Here is a 26,801-nt window from a genome sequence, read left to right as displayed (position 1 = left end):
CAGCCTTCGTTGTGACGACGATCAGGAGACGAGCGAGTCGACGTACTCCCGATGATCGGCGATCCACGAGGCGAGGGCCGCGTCGCGGTCGTCGGCGCCATCGTTGAAGAGCGCGTTCTCGAGCGAGTAGAGCGTCTCGGAGTCCATGCGGAAGTCGCGGATCCAGCTGCTCATCGTCGGGTAGTCGCTGTCGAAGTCGGCCGAACCGAACGAGTGGATGCCCTCGGCCTGGCCGAGCAGGCCCTTCGGGTCCTCGAGGTCCTTGATCGGGAAGGCGTCGTAGGCCCAGTGCGGGCGCCACAGCGTGACCGCGATGTTCTCGCCCGACGAGACCGCGCTCGAGAGCTCCTGGAGCATCGCCGGCGTCGACGAGGTGAGGTAGTCCATCCCCTCCAGGCCGTAGCCCGGGATGACGGCCTCGGTAGTCGTCTTGTTCAGGCCGGAGCCGGGCTCGATGCCGACGAGGCGGTTCCCGACGACTCCCGGGTTCGCGGCGAGATCCTCGATCGAGTCGATCGGGGCGCTCTCGTTGACCGCGATCGTGAGCTTCGCCTCGTCGTTCCACGCACCGAGGTCGACGATCGAGTCGCCGTACTTCTCGACGAAGCTGGCGTGCGTGAGCGGCAGCCACGTGTCGAGCGCGAGGTCGTAGTCGCCGGTCGAGAGCCCCTGGAATCCGGGCGCGACGTCGGCGTTCTGCAGAGTGACGTCGTAGCCCTTCTCCTCGAGCACCGCCTCCCACAGCGCGGACACGGCGATGCCCTCGTCCCAGCCCTGGAACACGGCGACGGTGATGTCGGGGCGGTCGCCGTTGTCGACGGAGGCGGCGGTCGCCGGCGCCGCGAGGGTCGCGGCACCGAGCGAGGCGACGAGACCGATCGAGACGGCTCCGATGGCCGAGCGGGTCGCGATCACGGCGCGCCGGTTGCCGGCGCGCGCGAGGCGGGCGGGAGACGGCCGGCCGAGCGCTCCGGTCATCCGGTCGAGGACGACGGCGAGGATCACCACGGCGATCCCGGCCTCGAAACCAAGAGCGACATCGATCCGGTTGAGGCTCGCGACAACGTCGCCGCCGAGCCCGCCGGCTCCGACCATGCCCGCGATGACGACCATCGAGAGCGAGAGCATGATCACCTGGTTGAGGCCGGCCAGGATCGACGGCAGCGCCAGAGGCAGCTGGATCTGGCGCAGGATCCGCCACTTCGACGAGCCGAACGACTCCCCCGCCTCGACCAGCTCGGGGTCGACGCCGCGGATGCCCAGCTCGGTCAGCCGGACGCCCGGTGCCATCGCGAACACGATGGTCGCGACGATGCCCGGAACGACTCCGACCCGGAACAGGATCAGCGCGGGGATGAGGTAGACGAAGGCCGGCATCGTCTGCATGAGGTCGAGGATCGGGCGGATGACGGCGGAGGCCGTCCGGTTGCGCGCAGCGATCACACCCAGAGGCACGCTCAGCGCGATCGCGATCACCGAGGCGACCAGCACCAGCGCGAGCGAGTCCATCGCGTTCTCCCACTGGTCGACCGCGACGATCAGGAGGAGGCCGACGGCCGTGCCGATCGCGAAGACCCAGCCGCGCACGGCGTAAGCCAGCACGGCGATGAAGGCGATGACCACCCAGAACGGCGGCGTCGCCAGAACGAGATCGACGCCGTCGTACAGCGCACCGAAGACGGTGCGGAGGAGGTCGAAGATGGGCTGGAACGTCTGCGTGAGGACGTTCACGGCGCCCTCTGCGAGCGCCCCGAGCGGAAGGCGGAAGCCGAGATCGGTCATCGGCGGCCTCCGTCCGTCGCGAGGGCGGCATCGTCGACGGCGCCGCCCGTCGCGTGCAGGGTGGCGGTCACGAGGTCGATGGAGAGGGTGGCGGGGGGCTCGACCACGGGCTGCTCACCCGTGTGCGAGGTGATGTTGCCGAGGGCGGCGAGCAGGGTGACCCGCGGGATCGCGCCGAGCAGCCGTCCGTCCCCGTCGACCACGGCCACGGGGAGTGCCGACTCGACGGCGGGTTCGATGACCTCGCTCAGCGCGGTGTCCGGCGAGACCGTGACCACGTCCGAGGTGAGGACCGCCGAGAGGTCGCTGACGTTGCGGCGCACCTGCTCGATGACGTCGCGGTCGCGGACCGTGCCGAGAAGACGCCTCCCGCTGCCGACCACGAAGGCGGCCGACGTCTGGAGGTCGCGCATGCTGCGCAGGGCCGCGCGGGGACCGGCGGCGAGCGTGACGACGGAGCGCACCGGCTCCATCACGGCGGAGGCGGTCAGCACGCGGGCGCGGTCGACGTCCTGCACGAACTGCGCGACGTAGTCGTTGGCGGGATCGGTGAGGATCTCCTCCGGAGTGCCGATCTGCACGATGCGGCCGTCGCGCATGACCGCGATGCGGTCGCCGAGGAACATCGCCTCGTTGAGGTCGTGCGTGATGAAGACGATGGTCTTGCCGAGCTCGTGCTGCAGCTCGACGAGCTGCTCCTGCATCTCGCGGCGGATCAGGGGGTCGAGCGCCGAGAACGCCTCGTCCATCAGCACGATGTCGGTGTCGGCGGCGAGGGCGCGGGCGAGTCCGACGCGCTGGCGCATGCCTCCGGAGAGCTCGTCGGGCATCTTCTCGTGCCAGCCGGCGAGGCCCGCCCGCTCGACGGCGAGCAGAGCCCGCTCGCGGCGCTCGGCCGAGGGGACGCCCTGGATCTCGAGCGGGTAGGCGACGTTGTCGAGCACGGTGCGGTGCGGGAGCAGGGCGAAGTGCTGGAACACCATCGAGATCGACGAGCGGCGCACGCGGCGCAGCTCCGCCTCCGAGACGTCGGTGATCGTGCTGCCCTCGATGAGCACCTCGCCGGCGGTCGGCTCCTGGAGTCCGTTGAGCATCCGGATCAGCGTGGACTTGCCGGAGCCCGACAGGCCCATCACGACGAAGATCTCACCGCGGCGCACCGAGAAGGAGGCGTCGATCACGGCTGCCGTGCCCAGGCCCGCCAGTTCGTCGCGGTCGGCACCGCCCCGGAGGCGGCGGACCACCTCGTCGGGCTTGCGGCCGAACACCTTGAAGAGATTGCGGGCCTCAAGGGCGGGAGTCGCGGAATCCGCGCCCGCCTCACTCCGGGGCTCGCTGAGGGTCTGCTGGTTCTGCTGCACGTACACTCCGTCGGCGCGCGGGGGCGAAGCCCTGCGCTCATCTCGTGGTGCCGGGTCGGGAGCGTGGGACAGACAGCCGTACGTCGAGCCTCCGCGTGCGTCCGGCCGCTCTGCGCGGCAGGGGATGGAGGCGATTCCCGTGCGTCCGAGGCGACCGCGGGGCCGCCTCCACTCCCGTTGACCGTACGCTCGCGGCGCGTCGTGAGGGGACGCCGTGCGAGCGCGGACCGGATCATCGGGGCCCGTGAGGACCGCAGACCACGGTAGCGGCGGCGGGGACGAGGAGCAAACGTCGGACTAGTGAGAAGGGTGCCCGGGAGGAGTCCCGAGCACCCCTCAGAGACGGGTAAGGGCCGGTGGGAGCACGTTTTCGGCACCGTTGCCCGATCGTTACCCGGCTGGCACGAGCAGAGGCACCCGGGATGCTCGATCGACGAACCGGGGTCGTCAGCCGCGGACGGCGGCGGGAGGCGCGCTGCGAGGCCCGTCCGGCCTCGGTCGCGAACGGGGCCGCTCAGGCGATCGTCTCCCCGGCCGGACCCGACGGGGCCGCGGCACCGACTCCGCCGATCGGCTCACCCTGCCACGAGACGAGTGTCCACTCGCGGGCCGAGCCCTCGAGGACGACGACGCCGGTGTTGTCGAGGAGGTGGTCGGCGATGAAGCGGGCGTCGAGGTCGAACGAACGCAGACCGGCCCAGCAGCGGATGGCGGCGCCGTGGCTGACCAGCGCGACGACCGCATGGCCGAGCGACTCCGCCTCCGCCACCACCGCGTCGTAGCGGGCCGCGAACTCGTCGCCGGTCTCGCCTCCTGCGAGGCGCAGTGCGGTCTCGCCGGCCGCCCACCGAAACACGGTGCCCATGTACTCCTCCACGGAGGCCTCGTCGCCGCGCATCTCCAGGCCTGCGGCCGCGATCTCGCGGATCCCGTCGCGCTCGATCGGCTCAAGGCCCAGGGCAGCGGCGAGTGGAGCGGCGGTCTCGAGGGTGCGCCGCATGGTCGAGACGAACAGGGCGCCGATCCCCTCGCCGGCGAGCCGGGCGGGCAGCGCCTCGGCCTGGCTGCGGCCGAGCCCGGTGAGTCCGGGGCCGGGGATGCGGGTGTCGAGAAGGCCGGCGACGTTGGAGGGGGTCTGGCCGTGGCGGATCAGGAGGAGGCGCATCAGGCCACGGTACCGGCGGCGGGCTGAGCGGGGCCCGGACCGGTTGACGGAGCATCCCCGTGAGCATCCGACGACAGCGTGCGGTCGCGACGGCGCCGACCGTCTTCTCGAGCGGGCGGGCCATGCGCACGGCCCTGCGCGCTCACGATGGTCGGCTGACGTCTCCGAGGGCCCTCCTGGGCCGCCGAGCGCGGACACCGCGCCGTTGTGGCGGCAGGCGGACGCTGCCACCATGTAGCGGAGGCGGCCGTCCGGACGGACGGCGCCGCGAGCAGGACGGGTGGACCCATGGCCACGGACGACGGTTTCTCGAAGGACGAGCGCGCAGCGATGAAGCAGCGCGCCGCCGAGCTGCGGGCCGAGGCGAAGAGGCAGAAGAGCGCCGACAAGGCCGCCGCCGAGAAGAACGATGCCGAGGCGGCGATCGCGGCGATGACGGACGACGAGCGCCCGATCGCACAGATGGTGCACGAGGTGGTGGCCGAGCACGCTCCCGAACTACTCCCCAAGACCTGGTACGGGTTCCCCGCCTACGCGCGCACCGACGGCAAGGCGATCGTCTTCTTCCAGCCGGGCGCGAAGTTCGGCACCCGGTACTCCACCCTCGGCTTCCAGGACGGCGCGCAGCTCGACGACGGCACGATCTGGCCCACCTCCTACGCCCTGACCGCCGCCGACGACGGGACACGCTCGGCCGTCGCCGAGCTGGTGCGCCGCGCGGCCGAACCCGCGTAGGGCGCGGCATGGCGCACGTCTACGACTCCCTCGACGAGAGCCTCGCGGCCTGGATCCGCGAGCAACCGATGTGGTTCGTGGCCACCGCCCCCCTGACCGCCCAGGGCCACGTGAACATGTCGCCGCGCGGGCACGACTCGTTCTCGATCCTCGGGCCGCACCGCGTCGGCTGGGTGGACTACACCGGTAGCGGCGTCGAGACCATCGCGCACTTGCGCGAGAACGGCCGCGTGTGCCTGATGTTCGCGTCGTTCGGACCGAAGCCGCGCATCGTGCGTCTGCACGGCACCGGCACGGTGCACCTGCCGGGGACGGAGGCGTTCGCCGAGGTCACCGCGCAGCATCCGGAGCACCCGAGCACCCGCGCCGTGGTCACCGTCGAGCTCACTCGCATCAGCGACGCCTGCGGTTGGGGCGTGCCCGTGATGCAGCCGGTCGGCGAGCGCGATCTGCTCCTCCTGCAGGCCGAGAAGAAGGGCCCGGAGGGCATGGCGGCGTACCGTGCCACCCGCAACGCGGTGAGCATCGACGGCCTGCCGGGGTATCCGCCGGAGTGAGGGCCGTGGTCCGCCCCGGCCGCTGAACCGCCCGTCGCGCGACACCTGGCGGCTCCGCGTGGGTGCAGCACCCGGGCGGCGCCGCCACTGGTGGTCGCGCCGCCGCTAGTCGGCGACGATCTCGCACTTGTAGCCCGCCGAGTTCTCCAGCCACCCCGCATAGTGCAGCGGCCCGCCGGCGTGCGGGTAGCGCTCGTGGTAGAGCGGGCGCCAGCCGAACTCCTGTGCCCGCGCCATGATCGCGTCGACCTGCTCAGCCGGCCCACCGCGGAAGGCGAGGTGATTCATCCCGGGTCGCCGCCGGTCGTGGACGGGGTCGGAGAGGGCGGGCGGCACCGTGATCGTCACGGAGGCGCCACCGGCGGCCCACGACCGCCCCGACGGCCACTCGCCGGCCGGCTCGAAACCGAGCAGCGGCAGGAGCCGGCCCCACTCGGCGAGCGCCTCCTCGAGATCGGCGACCCAGACTTCGATGTGATGCAGACCCGGCATCAGACGAGTGTCGCAGCCCGGCAGCGCTCTCGTCGTCGCCGGCGCGGCAGCGCACCCCGTCACTGCACCGCGGACACGGCTGACCCTCGGTCTGGGGTGCCGGCCGCGGAAACCAGCCGGGAGTGCGCTTCCGAATCATGCGAACACATGAAGTCGCGGGCACCCGGCGTCGCGAGCCCATGTCGTCGACGACCGGAGTCCGCATGCTCAGCACGACCACCAGCCCTCGCCCGCCCGCACCCCGGCCCGCGCCGGCGGCCGCCCCTCCCCTCGCTCTGCTCGAGCCCGACTCCGACCGGATGCTCGTCATCCGCGCTGCCGCAGGCGACGACCGCGCCTTCGCGACCATCGTGCGCCGCTATTCGAGCCTGCTCAGGGCGACCGCGGCGCGCACGCTGGGCAGCAGCGCCGACGTCGACGATGTCGTACAGGAGACGTTCCTCGCCGCCTGGACGCAGGTGGACAGCGTGATCGACGGCGACACGATCGCCGGCTGGCTGGTCACGACCGCACGCCGGCGCTGCTACGACCGGCTCCGTGCCCGCGTCTCGCGGCTCAGGGCCGAGCTGGACGACGAGCTCCCCGCCTCGGTCGAGGACGACCCCGAGCACGCCGTGCACTGCGGCTCGCTCGCCGCCGACGCCCGCCGGGTGCTCGCCGCGATGCCCGAGGCCCAGCGCCGCTGCTGGCAACTGCGCCAGCTCGACCAGCACAGCTACGACGCGATCGCCCGCGAGCTGGGCCTCTCGGCCTCGACCGTCCGCGGGCTCCTCGCCCGCGCCCGGGCGACCCTGCGCACCGAGCTCGCCCACTGGCGCTGACGGCGCGGTGCCGGGCCTGCGGGTGCACGATGATGGCGGGATGACTCCGCGCGCCGTGCTCCCCGGGGTGCTCTGGATCGTGAGCGCTCTCGCCTATCTGCTCGCTGAGGCGGTGGCTGCCTCGGCGTTCCCGGGGTACAGCTACGCCCAGAACTACATCTCGGACCTCGGCGTCCCCGAGGTCGGAGTCTTCGAGGGACGGATTATCGACTCGCCTCTGCACGCGGTGATGAACGTGGGCTTTCTGGTTCAGGGGGCGCTCTACCTCGCTGCGGCCGTCGCGACCGTGAGGGCCTTCGGCCGGGGGAGGCTGTTCCTCGCTCTGGCCGTCGTCTACGCGGTCGGGATCGCGCTGGTCGGCCTCGTCCACGGCAGTAGCGCGAGCGCCGAGAGCGGCGTCGGCGGCCTGCACGTGCTAGGCGCGGGCCTCGCCATCGTCAGCGGCAACGCGGCGTCGATCGTGGCCGGAGTCTCGGCGCGACGCGGTCGCCCTCCGTGGGCGTCGGCGCGGCTGGGCGTCGTGCTCGGGATCGTCGGCCTGCTCGGCCTCCTGCTGCTCCAGGTCGACTCCCGGGTGGCGGGCGTCGACCTACTGCCGGACGGAGCCTGGGAACGTCTCGCGGTCTACGCGGTCACCATCTGGCAGCTCGCGACGGGCGCGCGGCTCCTCCTGCGCCAGCCGGCCGCAGCCCAGGGGTAGCCTCCGGGGTGCCGGCGGGAAACGCGCGCGAAACAGGGGGCGGCTACCGTCACGAGCACCGCCGCTCCGCCGCGGTCTCGCCCGCTCTCCGGAGGACGCCACATGCCCCGCCCCGCCTTCCCCGCTCCGCCGAGCGCCGAGCTGCACATCCACCTCGAGGGCACGATCGAGCCCGAGCACATCGTCGAGATGGCGCGGCGCAACGCAGTCGCCCTGCCGACAGAGGACCTCGACGCGCTCCGAGCGCGGTACGCGTTCACCGACCTCGCCTCATTCCTCGAGCTGCACTACTCCAACCTCACGGTGTTGCGGACCGAACGCGACTTCTTCGAGCTCGCCACCGGCTACCTCGATCGCGCGAGCGCGGCGAATGTGCGCAGGGCAGAGATCTTCTTCGATCCGCAGACCCACCTCGGCAACGGGGTGCCGCTCGCGACGGTCATGGCCGGGATCACCCGCGCTCTCGGGGCCAGCGTCGAGACGCACGGTGTCTCGACCGCGCTGATCATGTGCTTTCTGCGCGACCTCGGGGCGGAGGCGGCCGACGAGATGCTGACCGCGATCCTCCCCTACCGCGAGCACATCATCGGCGTGGGTCTGGATTCGAACGAGGTCGGCTTCGGCCCCGAGCTGTTCGTCGACGTCTACGCCCGCGCCGCGGCGGAGGGACTGCGCCTGGTCGCGCACGCCGGCGAGGAGGGCGGTCCCGAGACCGTCGCGGCCACCGTCGACCTGTTGAAGGTCGAGCGGATCGACCACGGGATCCGCGCCATGGAGGATCCGGCCGTGGTCGCGATGCTGCGCGAGCGGCGCATCCCGGTCACAGTCTGCCCGCTCTCGAACGTGGCCCTGCGTGCCGTCGACACGATGGCGGACCATCCGCTTCCCGCGATGCTCCGGGAGGGTCTGGTGGCCACCGTCTCGAGCGACGACCCGCCCTACTTCGGCGGCTACGTGGACGAGAACTACCGTGCCCTGGTCGAGGAGCTGGGGATGGACGATGCGCAGCTCGAACGGCTCGCCCTCAACTCCTTCGACGCCGCGTTCATCGAGGAGGCGGACCGCGAGCGGTGGCAGACCGAGGTCCGCGCGCACTTCCGGCACTGAGGCGGACGGCGCCCGCTGCCACGCGGTGCCGTCCTGGTCGCCATCGACCACCCGTGACCCGCGATCGCGGAGGAACCGACGCACCCCCGCGACGTCCGCCGCGATCCGCGTGAGCGCCCTGCTCGTCGCCGAGCTGCTCGTCGAGGGCGAGCGCGTGTCCGACGGTCTCGAGCCCGCTCACGGCTCCGGGGGCGCGCATCGGGGTCGCTGCACAAGGCGGAGCAGGTGATCGGGACACGACATCCCGCGACGGACCGAGCAGGCACCGGAACCCACCGGTCCGCGTGCGCGAGGATGGATCCCATGCCCACGCGCGTCGACGGCCTCTCGGTCTACCCGGTGAAGGGCCTGTCCGCGCAGCCGCTCGCGCAGGTCGCGCTCACCGCAGGCCGCGGCATCCCCTTCGACCGCACCCTTGCTCTCGCCCGCCCCGGAGGCGCCTACCGCTCCGGGATGCGGCACGGGATCTCCAAGCGCGAGTACTTCGCCCTCGTGGCCGAGGCGCGCCTCGCCGGCCTCAGCACGCACCTCGACCCCGAGTCCGGGCTCCTCACCGTCGACGTGCGCGGCCGCCGCGCTCTCACCGCCGACCTCGGCGCCGAGAGCGGCCGTGCCCGCGTCCGCGCCTTCTACGCCCGGGTACTCGACCTGCCGCCCGGAGTCGAGCCTGTGCTCGCGCAGGACGAGGGCCGCCGGTTCACCGATACAGCGCATGCCTCGGACGTCGAGATGGAGTACGTGTCGCTGATCAACCTGGCGAGCGTCCGCGACTTCGCCGAGCGCATCGGAGCGGAGGTGGATCCGCTGCGGTTCCGCGGCAACATCCACCTCGAGGGCCTGCCCGCGTGGAGCGAACTCGACCTCGTCGGGCGCGAGCTCACCGTCGGCAGCGTGCGGCTGCGGATCACGAAGCCCACCGAGCGCTGTGCGGCCACCGAGGTCGAGCCGGGCACCGGGAGGCGCGACCTGCCGGTCCCGCGGCTGCTGCACAGCACCTACGGCCACGACCTGATGGGCGTATACGCGGAGGTGCTCGACGGCGGCACGCTCCGCGTCGGCGACGAACTGGTGCTCCGTGCCTGACCTGCGACTCGTCGTGGCTGAGCGGGAGGTGCTCACGCCCGCGGTCACGCGCTTCGTCCTCCGCAACGCCGACGACGCGCCCCTCCCCGGCTACAGCGCCGGCGCGCACCTCACTCTGACGACCCCCTCCGGCGCCCGGCGGAGCTACAGCCTCGTCGAGCCCGGGTCGGTGGAACCGCCGCACTACGTGATCGCCGTGCGCCGAGAGCCCCACGGGCGGGGCGGGTCGCGGAGTCTGCACGACGACGTGCGCGTCGGCGACGTCCTCGCGGCGGCGCCTCCCGCGAACACCTTCGCCCTCGAGCCCGCGCGTCGCTACCTGCTGATCGCGGGCGGCATCGGGATCACCCCGATCCGAGCGATGGCGGCCGAGCTCCGGGCACAGGGCTCGGCGGCGCAGGTGGTCTACCTCAGCCGCAGCCCCGCGGACACCGCCTGGCGCGACGAGTTCACCACCGGCGGGGCCCTCGTGCACCACAGCGCCGAGCACGGACGGCTCGATCTCTGGCCGTTCGTCGCCGAGCCGGACGACGACGCTCGGATCTACTGCTGCGGGCCGTCGGCGCTGATCGACGAGGTGCTCGCACTCACGATGCACTGGCGGCCGAGCCGGATCCACGTCGAGGACTTCGCGGGAGTCGACGCCCTCGGCGGCCGGGTCGCCCCGTTCACCGCGGTCTGGGAGCCGACCGGTGCGGCCGTCGACGTGGGCGCAGACCGCTCGATGCTCGCGTCGCTGCGCTCGGCCGGCATCGACATCGACTCCTCCTGCGAGTCGGGCACCTGCGGCACCTGTCGGCTCCGCCTGGTCCGCGGCACGGCCGATCACCGCGACCTCGTGCTCTTGGCCGAGGAGCGCGAGCACTGGATCATGCCGTGCGTGTCGCGGGCGGCGGGCGGCGAGCTCGTCGTCGGACCCGTCGGATCGAGTCGGCCGCTACCGTCGGAGGCATGACCGCACACTCCTCCACCCCGCTCGCCGCCGTGCTCTGGGACATGGACGGCACCATCGTCGACTCCGAGCCCGCGTGGATCCGGGCGCAGGCCGCGCTCGCCGCCGAGCACGGCGCGCGCTGGGGCGCCGAGGACGCGCAGGCCCTGATCGGCTCGACCATGGAGCAGACGGTGCGGTCCCTGCAGTCCGCCGGAGTCGCGCTCGACGACGAATCCGTCGCCGAGCGCCTTGAGAACGAGGTGATCGCCGCCCTGCACGAGGGCGTCTCGTGGCGGCCCGGTGCGCTCGAGCTCCTGCGCGAGACGGCGGCGGCGGGCGTCCCTCAGGCGATCGTCACCACCTCCTCCCGGCGCCTGGCCGAGGTGGTGGTCGCCGCGCTCGGCGTCGCCCTCGCGACCGTCGTCACCGGCGACGACGTCCGCCACGGCAAGCCGGACCCCGAGCCCTACCTGCTCGCGGCGGAGCGCCTCGGAGTCGCCATCGCCGCGTGCGTGGCGATCGAGGACTCCCCCACGGGCCTCGCCGCCGCGATCGCCTCCGGAGCCACCGCGGTGGGGGTGCCGCACGACGCGGTCCTCGAGGAGGGCGCCGACCGCACGCTCCTGTCGACGCTCGCCGGCACCGGGGTCGAGGACCTGCGCCGGCTCGTGGCCCGCCGAGCGGAGTGACGCAGCCGCAACGATCACGCTCCGCCCTCCTGCGCACCCCCTCCCCGACCCGGCCCCCGATGCCTAGGCTCGAGCCGTGACAGCGGAGACGGACGTGCTCGTGGTCGGTGGCGGTCCTGTCGGGCTGTTCCTCGGCGCGCTCCTCGCGCGGGCCGGCGTCGACGTGCAGGTCTGGGAGCAGAGCGTCGACCCGCCCCGCGGTTCCCGCGCCATCGGCATCCACCCGCCCTCGCTCAACGCCTTCGCGGCCGTCGGCGCCGACCTGCCCGTGCTCGGCGAGGCCGCCCGAGTGCACGAGGGGGTCGCGCGCAGCCGCGGCCGCACCCTCGGCGCGCTCTCGTTCGCCCGCGCGTCCGCGACCCACCCGTACGTCGTGACGCTCGACCAGCACCGCACCGAGGCCGTCCTGCGCGAGCGGCTGCACGCCGCGGCTGCGGAGGCGCTGCGCCCCGGCACCGCGCTGACCGGGCTCCGCCTCCCTCGCGGCCGGGTCGAGGCGTCCGGCACGGGCCCCGGCGGCGAGCCCCTCGCCCTCCGCGCGGCGTTCGTCGTCGGAGCCGACGGAGCCCGCAGCACTGTGCGCGAGCTGCTCGGCATCGGCACCTCCGGCCGCGACTACCCGGACCGCTATGTGATGGGTGACTTCGCCGACCCCGAGCCGGCACGGCTCGTCGGCACCGCGCTGGTCGACGTCGGCCCGGCGGGTGTCGTCGAGTCGTTCCCGCTTCCTGGCGGGCGGAGGCGCTACGTCGCGCTGAGCGGTCCCGACCGAGCTCTCGGCGCGCCAGCGTGGCGGCCGGAGGAGGCCCCCGATCAGGTGGCGGCGCTCGCGCTCAGCGCCGCTGTCCGCGAGCGGACCGGCGCCGCCGCGGATCCGGGCTCGTGCAGCATGCTCAGCGGCTTCCGCGTCCGTCGTCGCGAGGCGGAGCGGATGGGGTCTGGCCGCGCCGTACTCATCGGCGACGCGGCACACGAGATCAGCCCGATCGGCGGGCAGGGCATGAACCTCGGCTGGCTCGACGCCGCCGAGCTCGCGCCCCTGCTGGCCGAGGCCGTCCGCGACGGGGCCGCAGGCCCGTGGCCCGGCTTCGCCCGGCGCCGCACCGCCGTCGCCCGGCGCGCGGCGCGGCAGGCGGAGGCGAACATGGCCCTCGGACGCCCGCTCGGCGTCGTCGCGCACCGCGGCCGCGAGGCGTTCCTCCGCGCCGCTCTCGCTCTGCCGACAGCCGACGTGCTCGCCCGCATCTACGCGATGCGCTGGTCCTGAGCGCTCAGGCCACCAGCCGGGCGCCCGCCAGCCCGAGCTCGATGACGAGCACCAGTGAGGCCGCGATCACCAGCCGGAACAGCGTGCGTGTCGGCGGCCCCGTGAGCACCAGGCGGATGCCCGCTCCCGCGAGCCCGAGCACCGCGAGCGTGCCGGCGACCGCCAGCAGCATTCCCGCGCCCTGCACCGCTTCGCCGGCGAGCAGCTGGCCGCCGAGCACGAGCAGCGCCGCGACCACCAGCGAGCCGAAGGCGACCACGCCCGAGAGCCGGAGCCCCAGACGGTGCGGAAAGCCGCGCACACCGGTCGCCTCGTCGTCGACCAGGTCGGGGAGGACGTTGGTGCAGTGGATCGCGACGCCGAAGACGGCTCCTGTCGCGATCGCCCAGCCGGCCGGGAGCCTGCCGTCGCCGGCCGAGACGGCGACCACCGGCAACAGAGCGAACGCCACCACGAACGGAGCGACCGACCAGACCGTGCGCTTCAGCCCCGCGTCGTACGCCCAGCCCGCGCCGACGAGCACGACGTGCGCTACCGCCGCCACCGGGCCGAGCGACAGCGAGAGGAGAACCGCCGCGAGTCCGGAGCCGATGGCCGCCGTGCGCACCGCGCCGACGCTGATCCGCCCCTGAGCGACCGGTTTGTCGGTGCGGCCGACCGCGCGGTCGCGGTCCGCGTCGATCCAGTCGTTCGCCAGCCCGATCGAGAGCTGCCCGACCAGCACGGCGAGCGCCACCAGCACGACGAGACCGAGCGGATGCCCGGACGCTGCGGCGATCACGGTCGCCAGCACCGTGACCGTGACGGTCGGCCCGGGGTGCGAGGAGGCCAGCAGGAGTCGCACCCGGGACATCATCCCGCCAGCCTACGGTCGCCGCGGGCGTCAGCCTCGTCGTGAGCGCCGGGCCGCACGGTCCGCGGCGTTCGGACATCGTGCGGCGCCCGCCTCCGCCTGCGCCGGGGAATGGCCCGACACGGGGCAGGGTTGCACCACCCGGCATCCCGACTCAGGAAGAAGGCCTCGTGGACCTCGTGCACTGGCTGTTCGACGCGCAGATCGTCCTCGGCGATCAGACCGTGCTCTGGCGGGAGGTCATCGGCAACGTGTTCGGGCTGCTCAGCGCGCTCGGCGGGATGCGGAGGAAGGTCTGGGCCTGGCCGGTCGGCCTGATCGGCAACGTGCTGCTGTTCACCGTCTTCATGGGCGCCCTCTTCGGCACCCCGAACCCCGTCACCCTGCTCGGCCAGGCCGGTCGGCAGGTGATGTTCATCCTCGTCAGCGTCTACGGCTGGTACCGCTGGACGCACCGCCCCGCCGACTCCGCGACCCTGATCGAGCCGCGCTGGGCCTCCTGGCGCACGCGCGGCCTTCTGGTGCTGGGCATGGTCGGCGGCACCGCGGCACTGACGCCCGTGTTCCGCGCCCTCGGCTCCTACGAGCCGGTGTGGGGCGACGCCTGGATCTTCGTCGGCTCGGTCCTCGCCACGTACGGCATGGCCAAGGGCTGGGTCGAGTTCTGGCTGATCTGGGTCGCGGTCGACCTGGTCGGCGTGCCCCTGCTGTTCTCGGCCGGCTACTACGCGTCCGGCCTGATGTATGTGTTCTACGGCGCCTTCACCCTGGTCGGCTTCGTCGTCTGGATGCGGCAGGGGACGCGTCCGTCCGCCGCCCCGGTCACGGTCGGCTGAGCTCGAGCGGCCCGGGAAGAGCCCGTGCGGGCTGGTGCTCACCCATCGGCTCCGACCTCCCGGCGAGCTCCCGCGTCGGCCGACGCGTCCGCCGCGCACGACCGGCTCCGGCACGACGACCACCGAGTCCTCGGGTGTCGACCCGGCGGAGGCCGACGGCGTCGTCGACCCCGCCCCGCCCTGCGCCATACCGCTGCACCTCTGAGGCCCCGCCCGGCCGGAGCAGCGGCACGCAACGCTCTCTCCCAGCCTCCGAGCATCCGTCGGTATGCAGGCCCCCGCGTCGAGGGACGTAAAGTGTGCTCACACGCGCCCGAGGACGGGCGAGGCCCTGCACAGGCGCAGGGCCCGCGACGAGGCGCTGATCACAGGAAGCCGCACAGTGCCGATGCCGGAAGACAAGCCCGCAGGCCGGGCGCCGAGCATCTACGACGTCGCTCGCGCTGCCGGAGTCTCGCATCAGACGGTCTCGCGCGTGCTCAACGACCATCCGAGCCTCCGGGCCGAGACCAAGCGGCGCGTCCTCGCCGTCATGGCCGAGCTCGACTACCGCCCCAACCTCGCCGCTCGGGCCCTGGTCACCAGCCGGACCCGCACCATCGGCGTTCTCTCCTCGCAGAGCCTCCAGTACGGCCCTGCGTCCAGCATCCAGGCGATCGAGGTCGCCGCGCGCGACGCCGGCTACCTCGTCGTCACGGCGAACGTCGACGGCACCGACGGCACCTCCATCCAGGCCGGGATCCGCCACCTGCTCAATCAGGCGGTCGAGGGTCTCGTGGTCGTCGCGCCGCAGATCCGCGTGTTCGACATCCTCTCGGGAGTCGCGCTGCGCATCCCGCACGTCACCCTGCAGACCAGCGAGGACGACCGCGACGACGCCCTCTACGTCGACCAGATAGCGGGCGCACGGATGGCGACCGGCCACCTGATCGACCTCGGCCACACCGAGATCGTGCACCTCGCCGGTCCCCAGGACTGGATCGAGGCGGAGGCGCGGATGCGCGGCTACCTCGCCGAGCTCGATCATCGCTCGATGCCGCTGCGCCCGCCGCTCCTGGGCGACTGGAGCGCCGAGCGGGGACACCACGTCGGAGTCGAGCTCTCGCGCTTCATCGACTTCACCGCGGTCTTCTCGGCCAACGACCAGATGGCCCTGGGGCTGATGAGCGCCTTCCACGAGCGCGGCGTCCGCGTGCCGGAGGACGTCAGCGTGATCGGGTTCGACGACATCCCGGAGGCGGCGTACTACTGGCCACCGCTGACGAGCATCCGTCAGGACTTCGCCGAGATCGGCCGCCGCTGCGTGGCCGCGCTCCTCAGCATGATCGACGGCGGACCTCCAGAGGTGACCGCGCCGATCTCGCCGCAGTTGATCGTCCGCGGATCCACGACCGTCCCCCGCTCCGCCGTCGCGCGCGCGGCTCGCGCATGACCGGCGTCCGCGGCGCCCGCTGTGCCGTTATCGAGTCGAGACATCCCCGTTGACATTGAGGGCGTCCGCGGGTCTAGCATGACGAAATGTGATCGCTCACATAGCGCGATCGCACCGCCTCCCCGAGGCTGCCCTGCATCCACTGCATTCAATGACGAAGGAACCACAGTGACCACAATGAAGCGCGCTCTCATCGCCGGCATCGCCGGCGGAGCGATGATCCTCTCCCTCGCCGCCTGCTCCTCCGGAAGCGGCGGATCGGGCTCGGGATCCGGCGACGGCGGCCTCGTCGGCGTCGCGATGCCGACCAAGTCGTCCGAGCGCTGGATCGCCGACGGCAACAACGTCAAGTCGCAGCTCGAGGAGGCCGGCTACCAGGTCGACCTCCAGTACGCCGAGGACGACATCCCCACCCAGGTCTCGCAGCTCGAGAACATGATCACCAAGGGCGCCAAGGCCCTGATCGTCGCCTCGATCGACGGCACCACCCTCACGAGCGTGCTCGAGGAGGCCAAGGCCAATGACATCCCCGTCATCGCCTACGACCGCCTCATCCGCGACTCCGAGAACGTGGACTACTACGCCACCTTCGACAACTACAAGGTCGGCGTCCAGCAGGCTACGTCGCTCCTCGCGGGCCTCGGCCTGACCGATCTCGAAGGCGCCGCGGCCGCCAGCGCACCCGCCGGCCCCTTCAACGTCGAGCTGTTCGCCGGAAGCCCCGACGACAACAACGCCACATTCTTCTTCAACGGCGCGATGGACACCCTCAAGCCCTTCATCGACGCGAAGACGCTCGTCGTGAAGTCGGGCGAGACCGACTTCAACACGGTCGCCACGCTCCGCTGGGACGGCGAAGTCGCCCAGAGCCGCATGGAGGACATCCTCACCAAGACGTACTCCGACGGCTCCAAGGTTCAGGGCGTCCTCTCGCCCTACGACGGCCTCAGCCGCGGCATCATCTCGGCGCTGACCGATGCCGGCTACACCGTCGGCTCCGACTTCCCGATCATCACCGGTCAGGACGCCGAGCTCGACTCCGTCAAGGCCATCATCGGCGGCGAGCAGTACGCCACCATCTACAAGGACACCCGCGAGCTCGCCGCCGAGGCCGTGAAGATGGCCCAGGCCGTCCTCGAGGGCACCGAGCCCGAGGTCAACGACACCGAGACGTACGACAACGGCAAGAAGGTCGTCCCGGCGTTCCTGCTCGACCCGGTCATCGTCACCAAGGACCAGATCCAGTCGGTCCTCGTCGACGGCGGCTACTACACCGACGCCGAAGTCAACGGCTGATCCGAACGCGGCCCTCAGCGGGGCGATCTGCGGCGTTGTCGTCGGTCGCGATACTCCGGTATCGCTCCCTTCTCCGCCTTGCAGCTCACCCCGCTGAGAACCGCGGAGACGTTCCCGGGGACGGGGACGGTCTGAACTCGCGTCACCTGCGGTGACGGGCACACTTGCGCCGGGCCTCCGAGAGGGGGCCCGGCTCTACGAAGGAAGGGAGGCGGCGTGACCTCGAACATCCTCGAGATGCGCGGCATCACCAAGACGTTCCCGGGTGTGAAAGCGCTCCAGGACGTCACCCTCAACGCTCAGCGCGGCGAAGTCCACGCGATCTGCGGGGAGAACGGCGCCGGCAAGTCGACGCTGATGAAGGTCCTCTCGGGCGTCTATCCCCACGGCACGTACGAGGGCGACATCGTCTTCGAGGGCGAGGTGATGCAGTTCGGCAATATCCGCGACTCGGAGGCGAAGGGCATCGTCATCATCCACCAGGAGCTGGCCCTCAGCCCTTACCTCTCCATCGCGGAGAACATCTTCCTCGGCAACGAGGTGCGCGGTTTCGGCGGTCTGATCGACTGGAACAAGACCAACCAGGAGGCGGCAGCACTGCTCGCCCGGGTCGGCCTGCGCGAGAATCCGACCACCAAGATCCTCGACATCGGAGTCGGCAAGCAGCAACTCGTCGAGATCGCGAAGGCCCTGTCGAAGCGGGTCAAGCTGCTGATCCTCGACGAGCCGACAGCGGCGCTGAACGACGAGGACTCCGACCACCTGCTCGACCTGATCCTGCACCTCAAGGAGCAGGGCATCACGTCGATCATCATCAGCCACAAGCTGAACGAGATCAAGAAGATCGCCGACACCGTCACGGTCATCCGCGATGGCAAGACCATCGAGACGATCGCGCACGACGATGTCACCGAGGACCGCATCATCAAGGACATGGTGGGCCGCGACCTCGACCACCGCTATCCGGATCACACGCCGCACATCGGCGAGGAGATCCTCCGCGTCGTCGACTGGACGGCCCACCACCCGCAGGACCCCACCCGGGTCATGGTCGACAAGGTCAACCTGTCGGTGCACCGGGGCGAGATCGTCGGCATCGCCGGGCTCATGGGCGCCGGTCGCACCGAGTTCGCGATGAGCCTCTTCGGCCGCTCGTACGGCAGCCGCATCTCGGGCCAGGTCTTCAAGGCCGGCAAGGAGATCAAGATCCGCAACGTGTCGGAGGCGATCGCCCACGGTCTCGCCTACGCCACCGAGGACCGCAAGCACTACGGCCTCAATCTGATCGACGACATCAAACGGAACATCTCGCTCGCCTCCCTCGACAAGGTGGCGCGCGGTGGACTGGTCGACGACAACCGCGAGTTCGAGGTCGCCAACGAGTACCGCGGCAGCATGAACATCAAGTCGCCGACCGTGCTCGCCAAGACCGGCAAGCTCTCCGGCGGCAACCAGCAGAAGGTCGTCCTGTCGAAGTGGATCTACTCCGACCCGGACGTCCTCATCCTCGACGAGCCCACCCGCGGCATCGACGTGGGAGCGAAGTACGAGATTTACACCATCATCAACCGGCTCGCGGCGCAGGGTAAGGGGATCATCGTCATCTCCTCCGAGCTGCCGGAGCTGCTCGGCATCTGCGACCGCGTCTATGCGCTGTCGGAGGGCCGGATCACGGGCGAGCTGCCCATCGCCGAGGCGACCCCCGAGGCGGTCCTCACCCTCATGACCCAGGAGAAGCAACGATGACCGATCTGCAGAACGAACCGTCCACCGCGGCGGGTGCGCAGGTGAAGCCCACCGAGAACGCGTTCACGAAGCGCCTCAGCCACGTGCTGGGCGACCTCGGCAAGAACGGCATCTTCATCGCCCTGATCGTGGTGGTGGTGCTGTTCGAGATCATGACCGGCGGGATCCTGCTCCGCCCGCAGAACATCTCGAACCTGATCGTCCAGAACGGCTACATCCTCATCCTCGCCATCGGCATGGTGATGGTCATCGTGGCCGGGCACATCGACCTCTCGGTCGGCTCGGTCGCCGCGTTCGTCGGAGCGATCTCGGGAGTGTTCGCGGTCAACATGGGTCTCCCGTGGTGGCTGTCGATCATCCTCTCCCTCCTGATCGGTGCAGCGGTGGGGGCCTGGCAGGGCTTCTGGATCGCTTACGTCGGCATACCCGCGTTCATCGTGACCCTGGCCGGCATGCTGATCTTCCGCGGCCTTGCGCTCGTGGTCCTCGGCAACGCGAACATCGGCTCCTTCCCCACCGAGTACCGCGCCCTGGGCAACGGATTCCTCACCGACCTGTTCGGCGAGACCGATCTCGACCCGCTGTCGCTCGGAGTCGGCGTGCTCGCCATCATCGCGTTCACCGTGCAGTCCGTCCGCACCCGCCGGGGTCGCCAGAAGTACGCGCAGACCGTCGAGCCGGGTGCTTGGTTCGTGACCAAGCTCGTCCTCGTCGCCGTCGTGATCGGCGCCTTCGCCTTCGCGCTGGCCACCTTCAAGGGCATCCCGGTCACCCTGATCGTGCTGGCCGTGCTGGTGCTGATCTACGGAGTGGTGATGAACCGCTCGGTGTTCGGCCGTCACGTCTATGCGATCGGCGGCAACCTGCACGCCGCGGAGCTCTCGGGCATCAAGACCCGCAACGTCACCTTCTGGCTGTTCGTCAACATGGGCGTCCTCGCCGCGCTGGCGGGCCTCGTCTTCACCGCTCGCCTCAACCTCGCCGGACCGAAGGCGGGTGACGGCTTCGAGCTCGAGGCCATCTCTGCCGCCTTCATCGGCGGCGCGGCGGTGCAGGGCGGTGTCGGCACCATCGGCGGCGCGATCATCGGCGGTCTCATCATCGGCGTCCTGAACAACGGCATGTCGATCATGGGCATCGGCATCGAGTGGCAGCAGGCGGTCAAGGGCCTCGTCCTCCTGCTCGCGGTCGCCTTCGACGTCTACAACAAGCGCCGCTCGGGCGGACGCTAGGCCCTGCGGTCGTGCCCGACTGGTCGCGGTTCCTGCCGCTGAGCACCGGACCCTCCGTCGACGAGTCGGGCGTCAGCAACGACTGGCGCCCCCTCGTCGCCGAGAGGCTCGACCGCCTCGCCGTCCTGGCCGCCTCACCCTCCTTCGCGGAGGAGGAGGCGGTCAGCGCCGTCTCCCGGGACACCCTGCTCGGGGAGCTCGTCGTGCGGCTCTCGAGCAGCGGCGGCCAACGCCTGGCCACCCGCGTGGGTGCTCGCGAGGCCTCCGCCCCTCCCCCGCCGGCCCGGATCCCGTCGGCCCTGGCGGCTCTCGCCTCCGCTCGACGCGCGGGCGAGGGTCCCCGCTCGGTCGCCGAGCTCGTCGAGGTGGTGCGCGTCGAGCTCGCCCTCTCCCCCGCACCACTCGCCCTCTCCTCCCGCATCACCGGAGGCGTCGCGCTCGACCGCCTGCAGCGCGCGCCGCTCGCCATCCGCGCCGCTGTCCGCGGCCGCACGCTCGCTCCCACCGATTCGGACTGGGAGCTGGGCTCCGGTCCCGCCCTGCGCGTGCCGTCCGACGCGATCCTCCGCTTCCTTCTCGGTCTCGGCCCCTTCCCGGCCGACCCGGAGCGCTGATCGGCCGGCCGAGCTCCCGTCCGTAGCATCGTGGGATGACGCGCTCACTGCCGAGAAGCACCCCGTCCGCCCGCTCCTTCGATGCCGAGGGCGTCCTCGCCTTCCTCGACGCGGTCGAGGGCGCTCCCGGTGTCGAGCTGCACGGTCTGATGGTGGTGCAGGGCGGCGACGTCGTCGCCGAGGGCTGGTGGGCGCCGTACACCGCCGAGCGCCTGCACCTCTTCTACTCGCTGAGCAAGAGCTTCGCCTCGACCGCCGTGGGCCTCGCGGTCGCCGAGGGGTTGGTCGACCTGGACGCCACCGTCCTCTCCTTCTTCCCCGAGCTCGACGCCGAGGTGACGGATGCGCGCTCCCGCGCCGTCCGCGTCCGGGACGTCCTCGCGATGGCCAGCGGCCACTCCGCCGAGACCATCGACCGCGCCGAGGCTCTGGACGCCGTCGACCTCGTCCGCGGCTTCCTCCTCCTCCCGCCGGAGCAGGAGCCGGGCAGCGTCTTCGCCTACAACCAGCCCTGCACCTTCGCGGCCGCCGCGATCGTGCAGCGCGTGAGCGGACAGTCGCTGACCGATTACCTCCGCCCGCGCCTGCTCGATCCGCTCGGCATCGGCGAGGTCGCCTGGCAGCGCGACGCCTCCGACCGGGAACTCGGCTACAGCGGCCTGCACGCCACCACCGAGGCGGCCGCCGCGCTGGGGCAGCTCTACGCGCAGGAGGGCCGCTGGGGCGACCGGCAGCTTCTGTCATCGGAGTGGGTGCGCGAGGCCTCGCGCGCGCACGTGTCGACCGCCGCCGAGGGCGACTCCGACTGGCAGGCGGGCTACGGCTTCCAGTTCTGGCGCTCCCAGCACGGGTACCGCGCCGACGGCGCCTACGGGCAGTTCAGCCTGATCGTGCCGGAGCGGCAGCTGGTCGTGGCCCTGACCGGCCAGACCACCGACACGAAGGCGCTCCTGGCACTGGTGTGGGAGCACCTGCTGCCCGCGGTGGGTCGGGGATCGTCGGCGACCGCGGACGCGCGGCTCACCGAACGGCTCTTCGGGCTCGCCCTGCCCGCGCTCGACGGAGCCCGCCCGGCCGCTGGGACCTACACGCCGGCCGACGCCGGGTCGCAACTCGCGGCCGCCGAGGTGTCGGCGGACGCCGACGGCTGGACGCTCTCCCTCCTCGACGGCGGCGACACCCTGGTGGTGACGCCGGGCTCGGGATCGTGGACGACGGCGGGAGCGCTGGCGGCGAGCGGCGGCACGGCGGAGGACGGCACGGTGCGGGTGGACCTGGTGTTCCTCGAGACGCCGCACCGACTGCACGTGACCCTCTCGCCCGAGAACGGCAGCTTCACGACCCGGTGGGAGACGGCTCCGCTGCACGGCGGGCCGCTCGCAGAGCTGCGCGCGCCGCGGTGATCGGAGGCGTGCCGCACGCCGCGGGCGAGCCCGAGAGGCACGACGTGGATCTCCACTGACACGAACCCCCGGACTCGATCGCCGCTCCTCGCGTTCGCGGCCGGCGGAGGGATGCGAGCTGCCGGGAGGCGACATAGGGTGCAGGGATGGATGGATCCTCCCTGGCGACCAGCCTCCTCGTGGCCGTGGTCGGCGCCGCGTACGTCGCCTTTGCGATCCTCGCCCTGACCCGGATCGTCGGATCGACCCTCGATCCCCTCCGGACGCTCGCCTGGGTTGTCGCCGTCGTGGTCGCTCCGTTCCTCGGGTCCCTCGCCTGGTTCACTCTCGGCCGCCCGCGGCCGGTGGTGTCCGCCGCTCGGCTCCGCCGCTGATCCGCGAGACGCCGACGACGATCGGCGCCTCGTCGCCGGAACGGAGCGGCTCCCACCGCGGTCATGGACCTCTCCTCCCTCCCCGACAGCACGGGGCTCCGCCTCCGCCTGACCAACGCGGCGACCACGTGACAGTCGATCTCCGAGGTGCAGATCTGGGGCACCGCTCCCCCGAACAACGTCCGCCGGGTGAAGGGCGCCGCCGACTCGGCGTCGTTCAGCCAGTCGAAGTGGGCGACGTTCCCCGCCTCGAACGCCTGCGACGGGACCGTCACCACTCCGCGGTCGACGTGGACCTTCTCGACACCGATCGACGTGGCGATCACCTCGGCGTACGGCTCGACCTCGCGCGCCGGTGTCGCCGCGGGGTCGAACGCGTCGCCCGCGCTCACGACGCGCCTGACGAGCATGCCCGGCCGCCGGAGGAGGGGCGGGCTGCTCCGCCTCCCGCGGCCGGACCTCACGCCTCCGCGACGGCCACCGCCACGACGAGCGCCGAGTGCACCGCCGGCTCCGAGACCGCGAAGTACCGGCCGGACCCCTCGATCCACGCCTCCGTCGCGCCCCCGCGCGTGCGGAACCGCACCGGCTCGACGCTCGAGGTGCCGCGCCCGTCGGCCTTCGCGACCGCCTGGACGCGCAGGGCAGAGAGCACCCGCTCGGCCGTCGTCGCCCCGGACGCGACACGGTCGCGGACAGTGCGGGCGCGCATCGCGTCGATCCCCACATCACGGCCGGTCGCCAGCGCCGCCACCACCGCTCCGTCGCAGTGGGCGATGCTGATCCGCATCCGCTCGAGCGCCGGGTGCTCGCCCCCGAGCACGGGCCGACCGTGCGGCCCGGCGCACCGCTCACAGCGCGCGTCCACCGAGATCTCGAGCGGGTCGAGGCCCAGCGTCTCGGCCGCGAGCTCGCGCACCAGGACCCGGCCCAGGAGGAAACTGTCGCGCGCCTCGCGCCGCCCGGTGGCCTCGTAGCGGAGGCGCTCGGTGAGGGTCAGCAGGCGGAGCATCCGGTGCCGAGAGGAGTCGAGCACCTCGGGCCGCGCCCAGCGCAGCTGCACGACGTCGGTGGCGAGAAGAGGGAGTCCGGTCATGCCCCGGACGCTACGGCGCGCAGGCGACATCGGCGTGACGAGAGGGTGGCCGGAGGACGACGGGGAGCGCTCGACGGGACGGGACGCAGACCGCACCTCCCCTCCGCGGTTCAGCGACGAGAAGGTCCGCCGCCGGACGCTCGTGAGCCCGCCCTTCCTCCGTGCCGCCGGGGAGACGGAGGCCATCACGATCGCGGCCACCACCAGGTTGGCGGGCGGGATGCCGGTGACGGTGAGGACACCGAGCGCGGACGAGAGCCGGCCTGTCGGCGGAGCCGATACGACGGTCGAGCGGAGGCAGCGGAGGCTCCGGACGGGCCCACGTCGGGACGTTCCGGACGCCGGTCGTCGGCGGTCGCCTCGCTCGAGCCCGGGTCCGCAGGAGGGCTATCCCTGCCGACACCTGAGGAGAACCGCGATGATCGGAGGGCCATCAGGTGCCTTTCAGGACCCTGGCCGGGCCTTCGCCTTCAGGGGGACTCGGGTTAGTCTGTCGACGTTGACCTGGCGCAGAATGCGCGCAGGGCGGCGGCTCCGGCCGTCGCAGCGTCCCGGGGGAATCCCGAAGGAGAAGGTTTGGCGTCCGACAGAAGGACCACCGGTGGCGTGGTCAAGGCGATCGTGGGCTTCCTGGGCATGAGCGTCGTGGCCGGGCTCCTCGTGACCGCCACCGTGACCCCCGCAGTGGCCCTCGCGGGCGTCGCCGCGAACCAGTCCATCGGCGTATTCGATGGGCTCCCCGAGTACCTCGAGGTGGACAAGCTGTCCGAGAAGAGCAACATCTTCGCGACCGGCTCCGACGGATCACCGCAGCTGCTCGCCTCCTTCTACGTCGAGAACCGCGTCGAGGTGCCGCTCGACCAGATCGCGCAATCGGCCAAGGACGCTGCCGTCTCGGGTGAGGACCCGCGCTTCTACGACCACGGCGGAGTCGACCTCCCCGGCACGCTCCGCGCCGTCGCGCAGACCTACGTGCTCGGCAACGACGTGCAGGGCGGCTCCTCGATCACGCAGCAGTACGTCAAGAACGTGCTGGTCGAGAAGGCCGTGCGCAACATCTCGGACGAGAACGAGCGGGCCGCCGCCATCGAAGCGGCCACCCGCACCTCCCCCGAGCGCAAGCTCCGCGAGATGAAGTTCGCGATCGGCATCGAGAAGGAGTACACGAAAGACCAGATCCTCCAGGGCTACCTGAACATCGCGTTCTTCGGAGGCACCACCTACGGCATCGAGACCGCCGCGAACTACTACTACGGCACCAGCGCGGCGAACCTCACCATCGCCCAGGCGGCGAGCCTCGTGGCGATCGTCAACAACCCGTCCGCTCTGCGCATCGACCAGCCGGACGACCCCGACAACGGTGCCGCGAACGGCTACGCCCGCAACAAGGAGCGCCGCGACTACATCATCGGCAAGATGCTCGAGGAGGGGAAGATCTCGCAGGAGGACCACGACGCCTCTGTCGCGACTCCGATCGAGCCGCGGATCACCCAGCCCAGCACCGGCTGCTCGACCGCGGGCAACGCCGGCTTCTTCTGCGACTACGTCACCAACGTGCTCAAGAACAACGAGATCTTCGGCGCCGACGAGGACACCCGCTGGAGCAGCTTCCGCCGGGGCGGCCTCGACGTGTACACGACTCTCGACGTCGGCCTGCAGAACGCGGCGCAGAAGAACCTCGACGCGCAGGTGCCGCGCACCATGGCGAACTTCGACGTCGGAGGCGTCGTCGTCAGCGTCCAGCCCGGCTCCGGACGCGTGCTGTCGATGGCCCAGAACAAGACGTACTCGCAGGACCCGGACGTGCAGAAGTCCGACCCGACGGCGACGGGCATCAACTACAACACCGACCTGGACTACGGCGGCTCGTCCGGCTTCCAACCCGGATCGACGTACAAGATCTTCACCCTGATGGAGTGGCTCAAGGAGGGGCACAGCCTCAACGAGACCGTGGACGCGAGGGTCCGCTCCGACTGGGGCACCTTCAAGGACAGCTGCACCGCGGGCGGAACCTGGTCGCAGGCCGGCTGGTCGCCGAAGAACGACGAGGGCGGGAACGGTGGGAGCTGGACCGCGGCGTACAGCACCAAGCAGTCCGAGAACACCGGATTCGTTGCGATGGCGAAGAAGCTCGACCTCTGCGAGATCAAGGGCACGGCGGAGTCGTTCGGCGTGCACCGCGCGAACGGCGCGGAGCTCGGCGAGAACGGCTCGGCGGTCCTCGGGACCGAGGAGATCGCTCCGCTCAGCATGGCGACGGCCTTCGCCGGCATCGCCGCGGGCGGCACCGTCTGCGATCCGATCGCGATCGACAAGATCGTGGACTCCAGCGACGCATCACTGCCCGTCCCCGGAGCGGACTGCCGGCAGGCCATCGACCGCAACGTCGCCGCGACGGCAGCGGTCGCCCTCCAGTCGACGTTCGACGGCGGCACCACCTCGAAGAGCGCCACCGGCGACGGCACCCCGCTGATCGGCAAGACCGGCACGACCGATGACGCGATCGCTACGTGGATGAGCGGCGCCAGCACCAAGGTCGCGACCGTGGTCGGCATCGTCAACGTGAAGGGACACGTCAACCAGCGGCAGGTCTCGTTCCCGTCCGGCGACGTCGCGACCGCTCGGCACCGCATCTGGAAGCCCTACATGCAGGTGGCGAACGCGAAGTACGGCGGGGAGGCATTCCCCCAGGCCGACGATTCGCTGCAGGTCGTGCCCAAGACGACCATTCCGGACCTGAGGGGTCTCAGCATCGCGGACGCCAAGGGGAAGCTGGACGCGGCGGGGTTCGGCTTCGCACAGGGCGGCGCCGAGGCGGGAGACTCTCCGGCCGGCACCGTCACCCGCGTCGAGCCGTCCGGCTCCGCTGCGCCCGGTACAACGATCACCGTGTTCACCAGCTCCGGCAACCAGAAGACCGTCCCGACGGTGACCGGTCAGGGTCTCGACGCCGCGAAGAACGCCCTCGGTTCGGCGGGCTTCACGAAGATCGCGCTCTCGTGCGCGGAGGACCCGCGGGCTCCCGACGCCGGACAGGTGACGGCCCAGGAGCCGGCTGGCGGCTCCTCCGTCGCTCCCGATGCCACGCTCAGGGTGTCGATCGCCGCCAAGAAGTGCCCCTGATCCTCGGATCGCGAGAACGCGTCCGGCTCGTTCGAGCCGGACGCGTTCCTGGGCGGTCCGGTCTGGTGCGCCTGCCCCGCGTGCCGGAGCCGGCCTCGTGGCT

At 71.5% G+C, this 26,801-nt stretch carries 24 protein-coding genes; 18 read left to right on the top strand and 6 right to left on the bottom strand.

Annotated elements, in window-relative coordinates; all coding sequences use genetic code 11:
- Window positions 1-21 precede the first annotated feature (21 nt).
- From GSU10_RS15710 to GSU10_RS03890, 3 genes are all read right to left on the bottom strand, one after another.
- Window positions 22-1,782 carry an ABC transporter permease/substrate binding protein gene (locus tag GSU10_RS15710; protein WP_068209314.1) on the bottom strand — a complete coding sequence of 587 codons (1,761 nt, stop codon included), beginning with the start codon at window positions 1,780-1,782 and terminating at the stop codon, window positions 22-24.
- Window positions 1,779-3,143: a quaternary amine ABC transporter ATP-binding protein gene (locus GSU10_RS03895; RefSeq protein WP_068209335.1), complete on the bottom strand. Its 1,365-nt coding sequence runs from the start codon at window positions 3,141-3,143 to the stop codon at window positions 1,779-1,781. The genes GSU10_RS15710 and GSU10_RS03895 overlap by 4 nt, the downstream gene beginning before the upstream one ends.
- A 514-nt stretch (window positions 3,144-3,657) precedes the next feature.
- Window positions 3,658-4,308 (bottom strand): histidine phosphatase family protein, encoded by a 651-nt coding sequence (locus GSU10_RS03890; protein WP_068209311.1) that lies wholly within the window; start codon window positions 4,306-4,308, stop codon window positions 3,658-3,660.
- A gap of 288 nt (window positions 4,309-4,596) precedes the next feature.
- Between GSU10_RS03890 and GSU10_RS03885 the strand changes: the two genes are divergently transcribed.
- Entirely contained in the window at window positions 4,597-5,043 is a 447-nt protein-coding gene (locus GSU10_RS03885; protein WP_068209309.1) for a hypothetical protein, read from the top strand.
- Window positions 5,044-5,051: 8 nt separating this feature from the next.
- Window positions 5,052-5,600, top strand: a complete 549-nt coding sequence (locus tag GSU10_RS03880; protein ID WP_068209307.1) for a pyridoxamine 5'-phosphate oxidase family protein — start codon at window positions 5,052-5,054, stop codon at window positions 5,598-5,600.
- Between the two features lie 105 nt (window positions 5,601-5,705).
- On the opposite strand, the gene GSU10_RS03875 is transcribed toward GSU10_RS03880, so the two are convergent.
- The gene (locus GSU10_RS03875; RefSeq protein ID WP_068209304.1) at window positions 5,706-6,092 is read right to left on the bottom strand and encodes a VOC family protein; all 387 of its coding nucleotides are present in this window, start codon (window positions 6,090-6,092) and stop codon (window positions 5,706-5,708) included.
- Between the two features lie 203 nt (window positions 6,093-6,295).
- Between GSU10_RS03875 and GSU10_RS03870 the strand changes: the two genes are divergently transcribed.
- The 7 genes from GSU10_RS03870 to GSU10_RS03840 all read left to right on the top strand — a co-directional run bounded on the left by GSU10_RS03870 (window position 6,296) and on the right by GSU10_RS03840 (window position 12,693).
- A complete protein-coding gene (locus tag GSU10_RS03870) occupies window positions 6,296-6,913 on the top strand; it encodes an RNA polymerase sigma factor (RefSeq protein ID WP_158286073.1) in 618 nt (205 codons plus the stop codon).
- A gap of 40 nt (window positions 6,914-6,953) precedes the next feature.
- Window positions 6,954-7,613, top strand: a complete 660-nt coding sequence (locus GSU10_RS03865; RefSeq protein ID WP_068213094.1) for a DUF998 domain-containing protein — start codon at window positions 6,954-6,956, stop codon at window positions 7,611-7,613.
- Window positions 7,614-7,715: 102 nt separating this feature from the next.
- On the top strand, window positions 7,716-8,720 hold the full coding sequence (locus tag GSU10_RS03860) for an adenosine deaminase (protein WP_068213097.1): 1,005 nt from the start codon (window positions 7,716-7,718) through the stop codon (window positions 8,718-8,720).
- Window positions 8,721-9,023: 303 nt separating this feature from the next.
- Window positions 9,024-9,803 (top strand): MOSC domain-containing protein, encoded by a 780-nt coding sequence (locus tag GSU10_RS03855; protein WP_158286072.1) that lies wholly within the window; start codon window positions 9,024-9,026, stop codon window positions 9,801-9,803.
- Window positions 9,796-10,758, top strand: coding sequence for a PDR/VanB family oxidoreductase (locus GSU10_RS03850; RefSeq protein ID WP_068213105.1), 963 nt, complete (start codon window positions 9,796-9,798; stop codon window positions 10,756-10,758). Before GSU10_RS03855 ends, GSU10_RS03850 begins: the two co-directional genes overlap by 8 nt.
- Window positions 10,755-11,426: an HAD family hydrolase gene (locus GSU10_RS03845; protein ID WP_068213109.1), complete on the top strand. Its 672-nt coding sequence runs from the start codon at window positions 10,755-10,757 to the stop codon at window positions 11,424-11,426. The genes GSU10_RS03850 and GSU10_RS03845 overlap by 4 nt, the downstream gene beginning before the upstream one ends.
- A 76-nt stretch (window positions 11,427-11,502) precedes the next feature.
- Window positions 11,503-12,693 carry an FAD-dependent oxidoreductase gene (locus GSU10_RS03840; protein ID WP_132504458.1) on the top strand — a complete coding sequence of 397 codons (1,191 nt, stop codon included), beginning with the start codon at window positions 11,503-11,505 and terminating at the stop codon, window positions 12,691-12,693.
- A 4-nt stretch (window positions 12,694-12,697) separates the two neighbouring features.
- On the opposite strand, the gene GSU10_RS03835 is transcribed toward GSU10_RS03840, so the two are convergent.
- Window positions 12,698-13,549, bottom strand: coding sequence for a UbiA family prenyltransferase (locus GSU10_RS03835; protein WP_068212226.1), 852 nt, complete (start codon window positions 13,547-13,549; stop codon window positions 12,698-12,700).
- A gap of 167 nt (window positions 13,550-13,716) precedes the next feature.
- On the opposite strand from GSU10_RS03835, the gene pnuC reads away from it, so the two are divergent.
- The 8 genes from pnuC to GSU10_RS03795 all read left to right on the top strand — a co-directional run bounded on the left by pnuC (window position 13,717) and on the right by GSU10_RS03795 (window position 22,479).
- On the top strand, window positions 13,717-14,382 hold the full coding sequence (pnuC, locus tag GSU10_RS03830; RefSeq protein ID WP_068212227.1) for a nicotinamide riboside transporter PnuC: 666 nt from the start codon (window positions 13,717-13,719) through the stop codon (window positions 14,380-14,382).
- A gap of 388 nt (window positions 14,383-14,770) precedes the next feature.
- A complete protein-coding gene (locus GSU10_RS03825; RefSeq protein ID WP_068212228.1) occupies window positions 14,771-15,814 on the top strand; it encodes a LacI family DNA-binding transcriptional regulator in 1,044 nt (347 codons plus the stop codon).
- Window positions 15,815-15,991: 177 nt separating this feature from the next.
- The gene (gene chvE / locus GSU10_RS03820; protein ID WP_068212230.1) at window positions 15,992-17,110 is read left to right on the top strand and encodes a multiple monosaccharide ABC transporter substrate-binding protein; all 1,119 of its coding nucleotides are present in this window, start codon (window positions 15,992-15,994) and stop codon (window positions 17,108-17,110) included.
- A gap of 216 nt (window positions 17,111-17,326) precedes the next feature.
- Complete coding sequence (gene mmsA, locus GSU10_RS03815; protein WP_068212232.1) at window positions 17,327-18,856, top strand: multiple monosaccharide ABC transporter ATP-binding protein; 1,530 nt, start codon at window positions 17,327-17,329, stop codon at window positions 18,854-18,856.
- The gene (mmsB, locus tag GSU10_RS03810; protein ID WP_068212234.1) at window positions 18,853-20,088 is read left to right on the top strand and encodes a multiple monosaccharide ABC transporter permease; all 1,236 of its coding nucleotides are present in this window, start codon (window positions 18,853-18,855) and stop codon (window positions 20,086-20,088) included. Before mmsA ends, mmsB begins: the two co-directional genes overlap by 4 nt.
- Before the next feature lie 11 nt (window positions 20,089-20,099).
- The gene (locus tag GSU10_RS03805) at window positions 20,100-20,702 is read left to right on the top strand and encodes a hypothetical protein (protein WP_068212236.1); all 603 of its coding nucleotides are present in this window, start codon (window positions 20,100-20,102) and stop codon (window positions 20,700-20,702) included.
- Window positions 20,703-20,737: 35 nt separating this feature from the next.
- Window positions 20,738-22,105 (top strand): serine hydrolase domain-containing protein, encoded by a 1,368-nt coding sequence (locus tag GSU10_RS03800; protein WP_132504456.1) that lies wholly within the window; start codon window positions 20,738-20,740, stop codon window positions 22,103-22,105.
- Window positions 22,106-22,251: 146 nt separating this feature from the next.
- On the top strand, window positions 22,252-22,479 hold the full coding sequence (locus GSU10_RS03795) for a PLDc N-terminal domain-containing protein (protein ID WP_068212238.1): 228 nt from the start codon (window positions 22,252-22,254) through the stop codon (window positions 22,477-22,479).
- A 460-nt stretch (window positions 22,480-22,939) separates the two neighbouring features.
- On the opposite strand, the gene GSU10_RS03790 is transcribed toward GSU10_RS03795, so the two are convergent.
- Window positions 22,940-23,575: a 4'-phosphopantetheinyl transferase family protein gene (locus GSU10_RS03790; RefSeq protein ID WP_068211846.1), complete on the bottom strand. Its 636-nt coding sequence runs from the start codon at window positions 23,573-23,575 to the stop codon at window positions 22,940-22,942.
- Between the two features lie 576 nt (window positions 23,576-24,151).
- Between GSU10_RS03790 and GSU10_RS03785 the strand changes: the two genes are divergently transcribed.
- Window positions 24,152-26,698, top strand: coding sequence for a transglycosylase domain-containing protein (locus GSU10_RS03785; RefSeq protein WP_241972889.1), 2,547 nt, complete (start codon window positions 24,152-24,154; stop codon window positions 26,696-26,698).
- Window positions 26,699-26,801 lie beyond the last annotated feature (103 nt).

The sequence above is a fragment of the Rathayibacter tanaceti genome, from assembly GCF_009834165.1.
Lineage (GTDB): Bacteria > Actinomycetota > Actinomycetes > Actinomycetales > Microbacteriaceae > Rathayibacter > Rathayibacter tanaceti.
This window is presented reverse-complemented; position numbering and strand designations above follow the sequence as displayed.